This is a genomic window from Candidatus Thiopontia autotrophica (assembly GCA_014384675.1).
Taxonomy (GTDB): domain Bacteria; phylum Pseudomonadota; class Gammaproteobacteria.
Genome location: JACNFK010000014.1, coordinates 25622 through 41807 on the forward strand (window position 1 = coordinate 25622; position 16186 = coordinate 41807).

Below are 16186 nucleotides of genomic sequence, written 5' to 3' on the forward strand. Positions count from 1 at the left end.
TGCGGAAGGACAATTGTCATGACTTGCTTGTGGTTTCAGCCGTATCATCAAGTTTTTTGGTTTTAATGAATGTTGTCGGTGCTCTGTCTGCTTCAGTATCTGGAATATTATGTTTCATGTGGGTAACCGGAAGCGTAATAACTACACAAGTGCCAACCCCATTATTGCTCTCCATGGATATGGTTCCATTGTGTTGTTCAATAACTCGTTTAACGATAGCCAGCCCAAGTCCTGTCCCCTTTGATCGGCTGGTGACAAAAGGCTCAAAGATTTCGTCTCTGTTTGATTCATCTATCCCTGTGCCATTGTCGCAGATCTCTAGCTGGATGATTGAGCCATCATCATGCAGATCCATGCGTGCATTGATGATTATTTTTGGTCTGTCTGGGGCTGCTTCGGTAATCGCATGGATTGCATTGCTTAGCAGGTTGGTTAATACACGACGCATCTTGGTTTTGTCGACCTGTATTGTGGGTAGGCCGGCTGGATAGTGGGTGATTACGTCAATGCTGTTTTCAATGATCTGTTTTTGAATGGCATTGATTGCGGTCTCGGTTAATTTATCAAGGCTGCTCCAGGAGAGATCCAGTTCATCTGGTCGGGAATATGCGAGTAGCCCGTCCAGAATACTCTCCATGTAACGAATCTGTTGTAGCCCAATTTCATGCAACTCTCTATCTTCAGCGTTTCCGCCCTCTTTTTTGCTGAGAATCTGTAGCCCCATTTTGATGGATGAGAGAGGGTTGCGCAGATCATGAGCAACCATGCTGGCCATGCGTCCAACTACAGCAAGAGTCTTGGCTTGTGCTAACTCATCTTTTCGTTTCCGAATCTCCTCTTCAAGATCTTTTTGTGCAGTGATATCTTCCTTAACGGAGAGGAAGTGAGTTATCTCACCATCTTCGTTGCGAATTGGTGACATAAGGGCGGACTCCCAATATAGTTCACCGCTCTTCTTTCTATTATGAAGGATGCCGCGCCACTCTTTTCCACTACTGATTGTCTGCCACAGATCTCTGTACTCTTCTGGAGAGGTGTCTCCTGATTTCAGGATGCGAGGGTTTTTTCCTATTACCTCTTGTGGCAGATAGCCGGTGAGTTCGGTGAATTTTGGATTGACGTACTCAATTCTGCCAGTTCTGTCTGTAATCAGGATTACAGCAGGGCTCTGTTCAGCAGCACGCGCCAGCTTGGTAAGCTCTTCACGAGTTTGGTGCTGCTCAGTAATGTCCTGTCCAATACAGGTGATGCTCTCTATCTGGTTTGCATCATTAATAGTGGTTGTTGAAGTCCATGCAATCAGTCTATTCTTGCCACGAAAATCAATAATATGAGACTCATGGTAAGTTGACCCCTGCAAGCCATCTTCTCCATCAAGAATCTGTTTTATCCCGTTTATACTGTCACCATCAGGAACAAAATTATCAAACCAGTTTTTTCCGATCACATCACTGCGACGTTTTCTGAGCAGGTGTAGCAGGTAGTTGTTGCAGAACAGGATGTTGCCATCCAGATCAATGGTGAGTGCGGCAAGATGTATCTCTTCAAGAGTGTCTCGGAAGCGCAGCTCATTTGCCCGCTGTAGCTCATGTTCCTCTCTGCGTATGATGTTGTTGGTGAGTAGCAATGACAGTAGTGAGATAAAGAAGAGAATTGCTATATAGAGCAATCTGTTTTTCTGCAGAAAACCAAGTGGCGTGGACTCAAGGTTGGATGTTGGCAGGTAAGAGATAACTTTCCAGTTATATCTATTTAGCTGATCTGTGCTGATTATATGGTCAGTTGTTCCTGCTCTTATCTGGGCAACCCTGAGAGGGTTTACAGTTATATGCGAGAAGAGGCCGTTTGCTGTAATGAACTGCCCGGATTTTGTGCCACTAATATGGCTCCATTCACTTTTAAACTCACTACTGAAAATATTGTCAGGATTGCCCAGCATGAATCCCCACTCTTTTTCCGGATTATTATGGCTTAGCCAGTATCCGTCACTGTTAACCAGATGCACCCTGTCCGTAATAGAGGCCACAGCACTTCTGAAGTTGTTGACGAGATCGATACCAAGATAGTTGAGTACGATCATCCCCCGACGCTCACCAGAAGATGAGTAAATAGGGGTGACAAATCTGATAACAGGTTTGTATGGGGTCTCCAGGCTGTTATTCTCAATATTAAGGTCCATAGGAGACAGGTAGACCTCACCATCAAGAAGTTCGAGCCCCTCTTTGATGTAGTATCTGTCAGACTTGTTTTGCAACTCTGAATCTGCAACCGAGATTCCACCCTTGTTACTGTAGTTTATTCGGCAAAGCTCATTGCCGGAATCGTCTATATAACGGATCTGATCATATATTCCGTTGTTGTTGGCAAAACTCAGAAACAGCTGGTTGATGTCGCTCTTCTTTTGAGCCATTTCTGTCTTGTCTACAAACATGATGTTATCCATCTGTTCTGCAAGGAAGAGCAGGTCAGAGACAATCTTCGATATATCTTTTGTAATCATCTCCTCGGCAAGGTGAATATTTAGCTCTTCAGCTCGCTTGATTGCGTTACCACGCACCTCATAATCAGAGTAGAAATGGATAGTGGCAGCCACAAACAGGACAACTATCATGGGTAAAAGGAAGAGCATTAACAGGCGGCTCTTCTTTAACAGTGATGGAGTGTAGTGGTGTAGCGTCATCCGCAACGACTCCTTATCTCCAGTTCAACACGATCCAGATAATCGTCTAGGGATTCACCCCCGTCTCTGGGGACCAGAAAAATCAATTTTGCAGCAATCAGATAAGGTCTTCGCGCCCCATCTCCAGCTGGACGTTCATCCTGTAGATTGGCCTTCAGATAACGTAGTGCCTCTTCAGGATTTTCACAGTAGCGTGGGAGTGATACCTCATCGGCATACCACTCAATAGCTGAAGAGACAGATAGCATCAGCACTACAACCACAACAACAAAAGGAAAAATCTTTCCAATTGGGAAGGCATCCGTATACATGTTTTCCTGATTACTCATGATGTATGAAGCACCGAGTGGTCGGATGGTCTCCAAATTGAGCGAATGGTTGATACTGATGCAGTAGATGGAGAGATGTTCTCTTGTTTGAGAATCTCCGCTGATAAAATTTGCCCCTGGGCGATACGGTCACGTACTGAGACTCCTCCAATGTAGTTGGCAGCAATATGGATACCAGGGGAGGATGATATATTCGATTTTATCTGCTTCACTCGTGCAGCATATCTGCCATGGTATAGAGGTAGTGCGTCCTGGTGGCGGTGTAGTGTCACCATCTCTGGAGCCCCGTTAATTCCCAAAATTGGTTTAAGAGCAGAAACAGTTCTCTCTACAATCTCCTCACTCTTCCATTGCTGGATCTCCGGGTGACGTGCACCGCCCAGATATGTGGTTAGCAGAATCTTGCCCTCGGGGGCGCGATTGTTGAAAAGGCTGCTCATCCAGATATTGCCATTGAATGGTGTGTTCTCGGATTTCGGAGTAAGGAAGCCGGTACCATCCAGAGAGTGGTCAATCTGACCACGGTCAAAGCCTGTGTGCAGTACTGTGAGGGGGGCATATTCAATCCCGTCCAGAAGTCGACTTGCCTCAGGGGATATCGAGCTTAGCAGAGTTGCAGTTACTGCTGCCGGGGTGCTGAAAATTATATGGTGAGCATCCTGTTCAATCTCTATGGATTGTGGGGATGACCTGTCATGGCCAAACAGACGCCATTTCGGGCTGTTGTTGGTTGATCCAGGTGCTCTTTCAATTGCTGTTGCCTCAAGATTGGTACGGAAGGTGATCCCCGACTGTCGTGCCAACTGTTCAACCAGGGTAGACATGCCTCCCTTAAAGGAGAAAGTCTCGGTAATGCATCCACTCTTTTTTCGATTGAATTTGTGAATCATGGCGCCTGCTGTCAGGCTACCATATCTCTTTTCCAGAGCAGTCAGTCTTCCAAGTGTTGCCTCGGCATTGGCCAGATCTGGATCGGAGGCCAGGGTTCCGGAGACAAATGGGTCCATCGCCTTTTCCAGAAGCTCTCTACCAAAACGGCGTGTAATAAACTCGCTAACCGTCTCATTCTCACTGCCACCACGAGGAATAAATGGCTCAGCCAGCATTCTCAGCCGTCCTCTCATGCTCCAGCTTTTAGAGAAGAGGACGCTCTGCATATTCATGGAGATGGAGTTGAGTTTCCCGTTGCTTAACAGGTATCGATTCTGCTCTGCAAGTTGGGTGCGACTGCTCTTTAGTTTCTCAAGCCCGCTCTTTGCTATCAGCTCAGCAACCTCGGGACGGAAGTTCAGCAGCAGGGCTGCAGCCTGCTCCATTGTGTACCCATCATGCTCGGTGGTCTTTATCTTTCCTCCGGGTCGTTTGTCACGCTCCCAGATCTCCACCTCCATCCCGGCCTGGCTCAACCACCATGCAGTTGAAAGTCCGGAGATACCGCCACCAACAATCAATACCTTTTTGGTCACTGTTTGGCCCCCTCTTTTTTGGAGGTTCGTGGTCTCTTTAGCTCTGCCTTCATCTTGTCGAGCATCTCACGATCCAGAATACCCAGGCCCTCACCATTCTCACCTTGATGGCTCTCAACGTGGGTACGAATTTCTCCAAAACGTTTCTCGGCCTGGGGGTTGTCTTTCAGGCGTGGCACCCGTTTTTTGGCAATCTCCCAAGCATCAAAATTCAGCTCATCCATGCCAAAGCCACGAAGTCTGCGTACCGCCTTCATCATTGCCCGATTACGAAAACGGGTAAGGTCATCAGGAGTGATGATGGACAGCCCTTCCCGACGCGCATTGAATTCAGCCGCTTTCTTGATTCCGGCACGAACAAATTCTGGTGCACCCTCAACCCTTTTCAGGGCAACAAGATCCCACTCAACTCCGGCAATCTGGGTATCAATAATAATCTGGATATCGCCAGCAGTTACAGTTATCGAGTTGCGCTGCTTTGCCGCCATCTCTGCAGCTGTCTCCAGTGTCGGCTTAACGAACATCACAACCTGTGGCTCCCTGTTAGAGAGGAAATCATCAAGCAGATTATCGGCCTCATCCTCCCAGTTGAGCCTGCGACCAGGCTCATCCTCAGCCTCCAGTCGATCCAGTAGTTTGGTATTGACCTCCAGTCGCCCCTCGGTTTGGGCTACATCTTCCGCCACCGCACGTACCCCTTCACGCAGGAAGGATGGGGTCTCATCGAGCCGTTGCTGTGCCTCGGCAGTCCAGACAAGGTGAATTTCCCCGTTATTATTGTCATCTTTATGCCCTGGACGCTTCGGCATGTTGGCGCCGAATCTTTTGCTGGAGAGCTCGGTCAGCACCTCTGAGGTAACCTCGGAGAGTCCCTGTTCCAGTACATGTTGCTCGGCACGCTTCTTGACCATCTTGCGAAGAAATCCTGGAACCCGGCCGAGCCGTTTTTCAGCCTCCGCACTCCAGGCTACATCCTCTTGCTCTGTAGAGTTGAGAGGCTGGATTATCTTCCCATTCTGTGGCTGGTAGGAGCACCATGGATCGGTATCCATCAGATCAGCTCCCAGCGCCTTGGGACGGGCACGACAACCGCCACAGAGTATCTGGTATTCGCACTCTCCACACTTTCCCTTGAGGGCTGGATTTCTTAGCTGTTCAAAGGTCTCTGACTCATCCCAGATCGAGAGGAAGCTCTGCTGACGGATATTGCCCTCCTCATCAGGGATATATGGACAGGCAGTAACACCACCCTCCGGGGTGATGCGACAATAGTGGGTTCCAGCAATACAGCCACCACCCTCGTACCCTTCGGCCCGCGTGACGGGGCTGTTGGGATCGTTCTGATAGGCGATTCGTTTGTAGTGGGGGGCACAGCGGGCGCGGATCATTAGGTCGGGGTGCTTCTGTTGTGCCGCAATGATCTGGTTAAGGGCCGCTTCATAGCGTTGTGGGGTGATGTCGGACATCTTCTCGCCACGCCCGGTGCAGACGAGGAAAAAGATGTTGAGCAGGTGGGCACCAACGGATTTGGTGAAGTCGACCATCCCCTCCAGCTCTTCGGCATTGCCTTCAGTGATGGAGAAGTGAACCTGAAAAGGGAGTTCGTGTTTGCGGCAGGCGTCCATTCCAGCCAGAGTCTTCTCCCAGCTCCCAGGGCAGCCGCGGAACTGATCATGAAATCCCGGATCAAGAGAGTCAACGCTGATGCCTGCACCCATTGCGCCAGCCGCCTTGAGTGATTTAACCCGCTTCTCATTTAGCAGAACGCCATTGGTGCCGATGACGATGGAGAGGCCTAGTTGAGATCCATGGGCAACCAACGCCTCCAGATCTTTTCGTAGCAGTGGCTCTCCTCCAGTCAGAACCACCATGGTATCGGTACTGCGGGCGGCAATCTGATCCAGTAGCTGGATCACCTCTTCAGTGCTCAACTCACCATCGCCCCCTTGTTGCAGTGTCTCTGCATCAAGATAGCAGTGGCTGCAGTTGAGATTGCAGCGACGCGTCAGGTTGATGGCAAGAAGGAAGAGATCGTTCATTATGGAAAAGCAACAGCGCCTCGCGCAAAGACGCAAAGAGGCAAAGGTTCTTTCATCGTCTTTTCTGCAGGATGTGCGTGATTGATTGTGTGGGTGATTTTTTTAGCTCTATAGATGTACTGCATCACTGAGTAGATTGTAGGTAGTAATTCGTTGCCAATGGGCATTCTGAATTGAATACCATTGAACGCTTTTCTTAGCGGCTTTGCGTCTTTGCGCGAGGCGCTGTGGCAGTTCATTTATACTGATCCGGATTGGATTCGGAGTGGAATCCGCTGCCCATCTCCCAGGCGTCACTGGCCTTGTCGACGGCGGCATGAGTCACCTGCTCGAGCCCCAACTCCCGTGCGCATCGCTCTACCTCCAGAACGACCATGCCCTGGACAAAGTCTGGAATCTTTTTGATCCGTGCGCGGGCTGCAGGGTCCCACACCATGGTGGACTGCTTCTCTTTCGATCCTGCCGCCCACTCGCTATATTTCTCCTCAACCAGCGCCTCGGTAATCTCTTCGGTGCGATGTTTTTTTGCAAACTGCTCGACTCGCTGTTTAGTCAGGTCGCGCATAAACCCTTCAGGAATACGTTCCATGCGGGCCTCGGCCTCAGGGCTCCAGTGAAGGGAGGTGCGTTGTGCGAGATTGGCAAAGGGGCAGAGGCTCGCTTTTTTCTCTGCTGGCTGTGGAGGGGTAGAGGATTGTTCTTGCATGGCCTCGGTCATTGCCTCGCGCGCTTGTTCCAATCCCGCTTCGACGACTTCCAGTGTGATCTCTTGCAACTGGTTGTCGCGGGCATATGATTCAATGCGATCCCTGCTGGAGTCGCGCATGAACCCCTCGGGAACACGGGATAGGCGCGCGAGTGCAGCAGCACCCCATGTCAGTGTGGATGAGGTAGCAGTAGCCTCTTCTTGGCCGATGAATGGCCGGATATGCTCAATCTTGACCCGATTGGAGCGCTCTCCACGTGCCTTTTTCTCTGCACGCATACTGAGGTTGCCGCGCAGTGCCAGATCCTCAATCGTCATGAGTAACTGAGAGGCATCGCTGTCCCAGCGCATGATCTTGTCGGTGACGACTCCAGCTTCTTCCGGTTTACGTTTGAGTTCGCCTGCCTCGTAGGCATCTACAATCTCTCCCATCGCCTGCTCTGCATGGTTCGGCATCAACTGGGCGGTGGCCTCTTCAACAATTCGTTCGGTAATGACGGTATGGCCACGCTCCTGTGCATAACGGAGGATCGCCATTCTGGCCATATTGCGAACAAAGGAGGGGACCTTATCCATTCTGGATTCAGCCTCATTTGTCCATGAGGTGGTGGTCTCCGCCACCACATCAATCTCTGGGCGGTAGGTGCGCTGGCTCAGTAGTACCGCACACTCGACATTGCGCAGTAATATCTCACTGTTGCCACCAATATCGAGCTCATCATCGGCATGAATCCCCAGCTTTCCGATAACCAGCAGGGAGGGGCGGGCGTTGGCGACATAGCGTTCAACTGCATCGTGCGCCTTGCCATCAAGCAGGGTGGTCTCAATCTCAACCCCATAATCTCGGGCAATAGATTCTGCCACATCCAGATGCCCCTGATAAATCTTGGCCAGACCGGAGTCGATGATCTCCTCGTGGAGCTTCTCCTGCTCCTTGAACTTGAATACCTTGCCTGCCTCCTCGGAAAGAACTCCTGCAATCCGGTTAAATGCTACGTAGTGGTAGTAGGGGTCAAAGGCGGAGATCACCTTAACCTTGCAGCTCCACTCTTTTGCCAGGGAGAAAGCCGTCAGTAATCCACCATAGGCTCTGTCAGAACCGTCAATGGCAACCACAATGGGGCCACGCTCAAGATTTATCTCTGGCTCCTTGATTACCAGAACATCAATCTCCGAGCGCCGAGCAACGCGGTCGGTTACTGTTCCCAGGCGACTGCCACGAATTGCGCCCAGCCCCAGTGCCCCCATAACCAGCAGGTCATACCTCCCACTATTGGTTTCGCGGGTCAGTTCACGATAGTTTTTCCCCTCAAGTGGACGGCGATCAAATGCAATCTCGTTTTCCGCAGCAAGCTCCTCGGCCTGGTCCAGATAAGAGTCGGTAATAATGGAGAGGCCCTTGGTGATCAAGTCATCGTGGACATCTCGTTGACGCTCCAGCTCCAGCTCCTCACGAAACTGCTCCGGCAGACCTCCCTCCATCTGGCGGAAACGGATGTCATGTAGTTTGGCAGCATAGACATGCGTGCCCGTAATTTTTGCCCCCCAGTGCGCAGCCATTTGAAAGGCCTCGGTAGTGCCGCGGTTGGAGTGGTCCGAAGAGTCAACAGCAAGCAGTATCCCCTGGTAGGTTGGAAGAGGATCTGGCTTGGTTGGTTGCTCCATTTTTACTACATTTTCATTTTGCATGTTATATAACCTCTTTTTACGGCCTCTTGTGGCCCCTCTCTCTTGTTTATGAATACTTGCAAAAGCACACTAATAATGCGGTTTTGTAAAGACCCTAAACGATCATCCCCCAATAGAGGGGGATGATGTTACAGATTTGTTGGTTGTTCCTAGATCACCATGTACCAAATGATAATGGTGCAGACAACAACCATGTTGATAGCTCCACCTGTAAGTACCATACGGTCAAACAGGGTGAGTTTCTCTGGAAGCAGACGTCTCATTACTTCATCTTGATATCAACAGTTACAGTATCGCCACCCTTAACAGTAGCCTTGCCTTTTCCTGGCTTGAGGAAGCCATTGAAGGCCCTGACCTTGTATTTGCCAGGAGGTACGTTGTCGATAGTGTACTTTCCGTTGCCATCTACCACAGCGTAGTATGGGCTCTTGGCCACAAAGACGAAACCGTGCATAAAGTCATGAGCATCACACTCAACCTTCATGGCATAACCTTTTTTCAGCTTTACAGTCTTGGTCACCTTGCTGCCCTGGTCAGGCTGGCTCACATTTGCAACGGTCTTTTTAGGCCCTTTGACGGTACCGGTCATCAGCTCATAGGTGTGAAGATTGTGAAGAACAGGATCAGAGTTGATAGCAGTCATCTTGCCGCCATTTTGCATGATAGAGAGGAATGGGGTGAATTCGCATCCTTTCTGATCTACATTGATCTCAGCAGGAGTGTCTCCCCACGCCTTGCCTGATTTTACCTTAGTCAGATAGACAACTGCATTGAGCAGTGCCTTGCCGTTGGTCTGAACGTAATCGATGATGCGCTGGTCATTGCCACATACGGCATTGTCCTTCTTTATGTCATAAACCTTGTGGGCAGACTTTGGTGCAGCCTTCTTCAGGGTTACGGTTCCGGTGATGGTGCCGCCATTAGCGACATCAACCACCTTGTAGCCAGCCTCTGAGCTGAGTGGGGTGAATGCAGCAGCAGTGATTGCTACAGCAGAGAGTGTCTTAAGTAGACGTTTTGATGTTTTCATGTCAATTTGACTCCTGGGTTAAATAAAACAAAATAGTTAATGAAAAAATAGTTACTTTATGCGGCCTGAAGATGGTCGGGTTCCTGGCTGGTTTGGTATATCTCTTCCAGCATCTCGATCACAAATCTGCGCTCCGCACTGCTCTGCATGGACTCCAGCAAGGGTAGCAGATGGTTTGCACCGATTACAGGGTCGAGAATTCTAAGTGCTCTTCCCATATGTCTTGCCTGTTCACCGGCACCAGCAAAACCTGCGTCCAGTATCTTTAGAATAAATTCTTTGCTCTCTTGGGGGCTTTCTGTGCCACTACTTAACAGCGAGGTTATTGCATCAGCCGCATATTTTCTGACTGAGGGTTGGTCATCTTCCAGTTTCTCACTGATTTTCTGCAAGATTTCACTGTTGGCAACCTCGTTGGTCACCATGTGAGCCTCTTCTACAGAGTCAAGTTTGCTTGAGGCAATGGTGGCAAGAGCACGCACCGACTCCATTCGTACAACGGTATCATCATCATCCAAACATTCAATCAGGGTTGGTATGGCAGCCCGGTTTTCCATTGCTCCAAGGGCGCGGATGGCAGCCATGCGAATGTCGGGGTCACCAAAATGGACCTGAGATATAAGTGTTCCCTGTGTATCAAGCAGTTTTGGGTTGGCCGGATTGCCAGCAGCAATCTCCGCCAGGGCCTCGGCAGCCAATCTACGAATCTCATGGTCATCATCACTAAGCGCAAGATTTAGCTCATTTATTGCCAGATTACTTTGTTGACGCCCCAGAATGGTTGCCGCCATGCGACGCACATCAGTATGTATGTCCTTGTTCTTGAACCTGCGTTCACGGCGAACTGTCGCCTCCTCGTTATCCTCCAGGATGCCAAGATACTCCTTGGTCTCTTCATCAAACTCCTCTTCAGCTGGGGCCTCCTCCTCATCCAGCAAAAGGGCTGCCTCAACATTATCCATTGCAATGGCATCGAGTGTTGAGACACTATCGCGGCTTTCACCCTCCAGGGTTGGTGATTCAGGAAAGTCTGGCAACGCAGGTTCTTCGCTCACGGTATCTTCTTCCGTACCATTTTCAGTGTTGTTCTCCAGATCAACACTCTTGTTGAACTGAACCTCCTGAGACTGGGCAACCACCTCCTTCTGCTCCTCCTCCTCTTCCTCACGAGTCAGGTCAATCTCGCCATGGAGTGCCGAGAGGATGATCTCAATGGGGCGCGGATGATTTTCACTGTCATCACTGTCAGATGCTGCTACATATTTATCCTCACAATCCATAAGAGAGATCAGGGCGGCCAGACGAACAGGCTGTTCAGGATCGCTTAGTGCATTGGTGAGTGCATCAACTCCTGAATCTGTTATCTGGTCCATTAGTGACAGGCTAAGTGCGGCCTGTCTACGAATAGCGATTTCGTTACTGTCATCAGCAAGCAGAGTGACCAGTTTCTCTTCTGCATCACTGGTGTTCAGTTTTGAGAAGAGCTTGGTCGCTGCAGTAGAAGATTCAATGTCAGCATCACCGATTAATTCAATTATGCGATCAATGACTTCACCACCAAGCTTCTCTCTCAATACCTCTCTGCGCAGATTTGCCAGGGTATTGAGTGAGGTTGCACGTACCAGGGCGCTCTCATCGTCAAGAAGACCAGTAAACAGGTCTACAGTCTCCTGGGTTGGGTTTTTCATCTCTCCCAATGTGGTCGCAGCATGTGCTGCTGCACTGCGCACTTCGTCACTTGGGTTCTTTAGTAACAGCATAATGGCCGGCAGGTATCTCTTCGCATCCTGCTCCTCCAGGGCCTTAATTGCATGTACGCGGACATCAGTGTGTTTGGAGCTTAGTGCTCTACCAAGAATCTTGACTGCCTCTGCAGAATTTGACCGTCCCAGAGCGGTAGCCGCACGGCGCTGTTTACGAACATCCCCTTCATTCAGGATCTTTTCCAGGGTTTTGATGCTCTCTTCACTACCAATAGCGGCCATGGATCGCAGAATCTCTGGCTCTATATCTTCACCTTCAATGCTGTTGAGCAGTCGTTCCAGTGCAGGTACAGCGTCATTGGCCTTTAGCTTGCCGAGTGATTTAACCGCAGCGAGCTGAACATCCCACCAGAGATCCCATCCATCCTCGATGTAACCTATCTCATCATCACGATTCTCCATAACGCGCATCAGCTCAGGTACTGCGGATTGGTCGCCGAGTTCCCCCAGGGCCTTGGCAACGGCAGTTTTTACCTCGCCATCAGGATCTTTCTCAAGAGACTCAATTAGTGAAGCAGCGACCCCCTCGCCACCAAGTTTTCCGAGTGTGGATGCTGCATCAACACATACATCAATATCCTTGTCTCTAAGGAATGGCAGAACTTTTTTGGATACACTATTTGTAGCTGATGGGGCACAAAGTTTCCCCAGAGCCTGAGTTACATAACAGCGATCAGCTTCGTCACCGGTCTCTAGCAGGTGGGTTAATGCATCAATTGTTTTATTCAGGCTCATGGTATTAGGCTCTCTATATAAAAATTATCTTTAGAATTCAGTAACAGTATGCATAAGGTGTGCCAAATACTTTATCTTATTGATAATCAATGGGTTGATTATCTGGATATTTATATACTACCAGGTAAATTGAACGATATGTTCAATTGGAAGAATCGTTCCATAGATTATTGAACAAAACGTTCAGTTTGTGAACATTATGGTCTATTTTTTATAAACTTAAAACTGAACAAAACGTTCACATTCATATGTAACAGACTGTAAAATAAAATATATTTATAAAATTTTTATTTATGGCATATAAAATGCAAGTAGTTGGCGGATATTGGCATTAAACCAAGGGTTGGCTATGACAGAAGAGAACGAGAACAGAGAAAGTGTTAAGCAGGATAGTGAAGAGGTGACATGGGGGCCGAAGCTGTTTCTGGCGGTAACAGGCGGTGTTCTTCTCTTCTTCTGGTGGCTTCTGATCTATTCAGGTGGTGTGGTATTACACCACTGACTTTTCAAACACCAAAGCGCTCATAATCATTTAGCAGGTAAACTGATGAAAACTGGAATTGCATTTGTAGTTGCCCTTTTTGTGGCATTTTTTCTGTTCTATGGAATGGATCATCTCATCATGGGAATGCAGGGGCTTCCTCTGAATCTCGACATGTCGCCGGCGCAGTAGAAGGAATAAAAATCCAATGAAACAAAGACTATTTTTCTGGGTATTGCTCTTCTCTGTCATTGTGGCAGGGATGTTTGGGGGTGATTTCGGTTCACCTTCACTACTCAATGAGGCTCTCGCCTCTGATGCTGTAGTAGAGGAGGGGGCGCAACTGGCTTCAGCTCCTCAGCCAAATCGTGGCGATTATCCAAATATAGGGGTCAGTAGTCGGGCGGTTGTGTGGGTTATCGCACAGATGCACCTCTTCTTTGGGGCGCTGGTGTTGGCGGTACCGATGTTTGTGGTCGGTATTGAGTTTATGGGTTTCAAAACCGGTGATGAGCGCTATGATGATATGGCCCATGAGTTCATGAAGATCAGTATCACCGCCTACTCCATTACTGCGCTGTTTGGTGGAACCCTGGCGATTGCCCTCTTCCTGCTCTATCCAACCTTTATGAGCTACATGATGGAGGTGTTCGGGGCACAGATGTTGGTCTATGCGGTGCTCTTTTTCCTTGAGAGCTTCTTCCTCTATATCTACTACTATGGCTGGAATGTACTCCGTTATGGTAACAAAAAGTGGATCCACCTCTCTTTGGGGATGATGCTCAATGGGGTAGGGCTGACTCTGATGTTTATGGCTAACTCCTGGTCCACCTTCATGATGGCCCCATCCGGGGTGAGTGATGTGGGTGCAGTGGTGGGGAATATCTGGGAGGTTATGAAGGGGCCGCTGTGGAACCCAATCAATCTGCATCGATTCATCGCCAATGTCGCCTTTGGTGGAGCCGTAGTAGGGGCCTATGCCGGGTTTAAGTTTCTTGCAGCAAAAACGCAGGAGCAGAAAGCACACTATGACTGGATGGGATATACCTCTAACTTTATTGCGATCCTCGCCTTTTTACCCCTCCCCTTTGCGGGCTATTGGTTGATGGCAGAGGTCTATGCATACTCTCAGCAGATGGGAATTACCGCCATGGGTGGTATTCTTGCGTGGCTCTTTATTGTACAGGCGGTATTGATTGGAACCATCTTGTTGGCAGCCAACTACTATCTATGGTCAGGGATGTCTCGTACCGAGGGCTCCAAACGCTATCAGGGGTTTATTAAGTGGATTGCTGGAACGCTTGTGGTCTGCTTTCTGATCTGGATGACCCCTCACACCTTGCTGCTAACGGCAAGCGAGATCTCCGCCTTGGGTGGAAGTCACCACCATATTCTTGGGCCACTGGGGATCATGCCGGCGAAAAATATTGCGGTCAATCTGATGTTGATTATGACCTTTCTCTCCTTCCAGCTCTACCGTCGATCCGATAAAGTGGCAACCGTCTCTTGGGCGCCAGTTGGAAATGCACTGATGACAGCCATCTATATTGTGGCGATTGTGAATATTATCTTTGCAGGTGTCTATTATGGATATTTCACTAATACGGTATACAAGGTCGGATCCAGTGTGACCCAGGTGGTATCTACCTTGATGGTGATTATCATTGGGGTAATGCTGGATGGCATCATGTATAAAAATGCCAAAGTGAAATTTCCTGCAGTTTGGGGAAAAGTCTCCAACCGTTCACAGTATGCACTCTTCGCCCTACCGGTTGCCTTTACCTGGTTGATGGGATTGATGGGATATGTACGCTCTTCGGTCAAGACCCATTGGCATGTCTATACGGTGATGAAAGATAACTCACCAGATAACTATATTCCTGCAATTGGTTATGCGGGAAATATGGTTACTCTGGTTACGGTACTGTTTATTGTCTTCCTGTTATTCGTGTTCTGGATTGCCAACCTTAGTGGGCAGAAACAGATTGCACCCCAAGCTGCCAATGGTGAAAAAGGAGCAGAGGGATGAGTCAGAGTAACCAGGTACTTCCAAAGATATTGGCATTTAGTGTGGGGCTGGTGTTGCTCTTTACCTTTGTTGCCAACATTCTTCCACAGGTTGAGGGCGAGGCGCCGGTGGACAAGAAGGTGGATCTCGGTGCGCTCACCATGGATGGCTTTGTCTCGATGGGAGAAGAGTTATTCAAGGGGAAGGGGACCTGTACCCTCTGTCATAATAATCTTGGGCGCGCGCCTGATATTCTGGCATTGAATATGGTGGAGACTGCCGCTGAGCGGTTAAAAGATGAGCGCTATCAAGGAAAATCTACTGATTCGGCCAGTTACTTTATGGAGTCAATGGTAGACCCCTCGATCTATGTGGTGGCGAGCTTTGGAAAGAAGGGCAGTAATGATACGGAATCACCTATGCCCGCTGTGAATAAGGCCCCCATTAACCTTTCAGCGATAGAGATGGATGCGGTCATCGCCTTTATGCAGGCCAAGGATGGTGGTGAGGTTACGGTGGAGCTGCCTACAGAGGCTCCAGTGGTCGATGAATCTGCTGTCACAGGCGGCGGAGCACCTGCCCCGGCAGCAACTGGTGAAGAGGCGGTAGGAAAATATGGTTGTGCGGCCTGTCATGTTATTAACGGTTCAGGAGGCGATCTTGGTCCGGACCTGACTGGGCTAGGCAGCAGACAAAATGTTCTGGTTATTCAACAGAGTATTGTTGATCCAAATGCAGTTATTGCAGATGGATTTGCCCAAGGACTTATGCCGGCTGATTTTGGTGACAAGATGACAGTCAAGGAGTTGTCGATGATTGTTGAATTGCTGCAGGGGCAGTAGTCGAGATTTCAATGGCAGCGGATGCTGCGATTTTTTTAACTTTTTATCAATGTAAGGAATTAATAATGAACAAGGTAATGATTAGTGTTGTGGCAACTGTAGTAATGGCTTCAAGCCAGTCTGTAATGGCCGATGCCGCCGGTGATTTTGCCGCCGGCTGTTTTGCCTGTCACAGCCCTGCAACTGCAGCTGCAGTAGGCGCTCCTGGCATGGGTGATAAGGCTGCCTGGGCGCCACGCATCGCCAAGGGTATGGATGCACTCTATGCAACCGCAATCAATGGCTCTCCAACAAACCCACTGATGATGCCGCGTGGTGGAACCGCTTTGAGTGATGATGCGCTAAAGGCTGTGGTGGACTACATGGTTGAGCAGTCAAAATAAGTTGGCTGATATTTTTTTACCAAAATAGCTATTAG

11 protein-coding genes are annotated in these 16186 nt (G+C 49.2%); 4 read left to right on the plus strand and 7 right to left on the minus strand.

From position 1 onward, the window contains the following. Window positions 1–16: 16 nt before the first annotated feature. The 7 genes from H8D24_01035 to H8D24_01065 all read right to left on the minus strand — a co-directional run bounded on the left by H8D24_01035 (window position 17) and on the right by H8D24_01065 (window position 12437). Entirely contained in the window at window positions 17–2680 is a 2664-nt protein-coding gene (locus H8D24_01035; protein MBC8518979.1) for a PAS domain S-box protein, read from the minus strand. Then, entirely contained in the window at window positions 2677–3009 is a 333-nt protein-coding gene (locus H8D24_01040) for a hypothetical protein (GenBank protein MBC8518980.1), read from the minus strand. Before H8D24_01040 ends, H8D24_01035 begins: the two co-directional genes overlap by 4 nt. Further along, entirely contained in the window at window positions 3006–4475 is a 1470-nt protein-coding gene (gene hemG, locus H8D24_01045) for a protoporphyrinogen oxidase (GenBank protein ID MBC8518981.1), read from the minus strand. The genes H8D24_01040 and hemG overlap by 4 nt, the downstream gene beginning before the upstream one ends. After that, window positions 4472–6514 (minus strand): radical SAM protein, encoded by a 2043-nt coding sequence (locus tag H8D24_01050; protein MBC8518982.1) that lies wholly within the window; start codon window positions 6512–6514, stop codon window positions 4472–4474. The genes hemG and H8D24_01050 overlap by 4 nt, the downstream gene beginning before the upstream one ends. Before the next feature lie 235 nt (window positions 6515–6749). Continuing rightward, window positions 6750–8885 (minus strand): universal stress protein, encoded by a 2136-nt coding sequence (locus tag H8D24_01055; GenBank protein MBC8518983.1) that lies wholly within the window; start codon window positions 8883–8885, stop codon window positions 6750–6752. 286 nt (window positions 8886–9171) lie between these two features. Continuing rightward, window positions 9172–9939: a hypothetical protein gene (locus H8D24_01060; GenBank protein ID MBC8518984.1), complete on the minus strand. Its 768-nt coding sequence runs from the start codon at window positions 9937–9939 to the stop codon at window positions 9172–9174. 56 nt (window positions 9940–9995) lie between these two features. Continuing rightward, window positions 9996–12437, minus strand: coding sequence for a HEAT repeat domain-containing protein (locus H8D24_01065; protein MBC8518985.1), 2442 nt, complete (start codon window positions 12435–12437; stop codon window positions 9996–9998). A gap of 349 nt (window positions 12438–12786) precedes the next feature. Here H8D24_01065 and H8D24_01070 point away from each other — a divergent pair, with 349 nt between their 5' ends. From H8D24_01070 to H8D24_01085, 4 genes are all read left to right on the plus strand, one after another. Further along, a complete protein-coding gene (locus tag H8D24_01070; protein ID MBC8518986.1) occupies window positions 12787–12939 on the plus strand; it encodes a hypothetical protein in 153 nt (50 codons plus the stop codon). Between the two features lie 187 nt (window positions 12940–13126). After that, the gene (locus tag H8D24_01075; GenBank protein MBC8518987.1) at window positions 13127–14947 is read left to right on the plus strand and encodes a cytochrome ubiquinol oxidase subunit I; all 1821 of its coding nucleotides are present in this window, start codon (window positions 13127–13129) and stop codon (window positions 14945–14947) included. Further along, a complete protein-coding gene (locus tag H8D24_01080) occupies window positions 14944–15768 on the plus strand; it encodes a c-type cytochrome (protein MBC8518988.1) in 825 nt (274 codons plus the stop codon). The genes H8D24_01075 and H8D24_01080 overlap by 4 nt, the downstream gene beginning before the upstream one ends. An 11-nt stretch (window positions 15769–15779) precedes the next feature. Continuing rightward, window positions 15780–16151: a c-type cytochrome gene (locus tag H8D24_01085; GenBank protein MBC8518989.1), complete on the plus strand. Its 372-nt coding sequence runs from the start codon at window positions 15780–15782 to the stop codon at window positions 16149–16151. The last annotated feature ends 35 nt before the right edge of the window (window positions 16152–16186 follow it).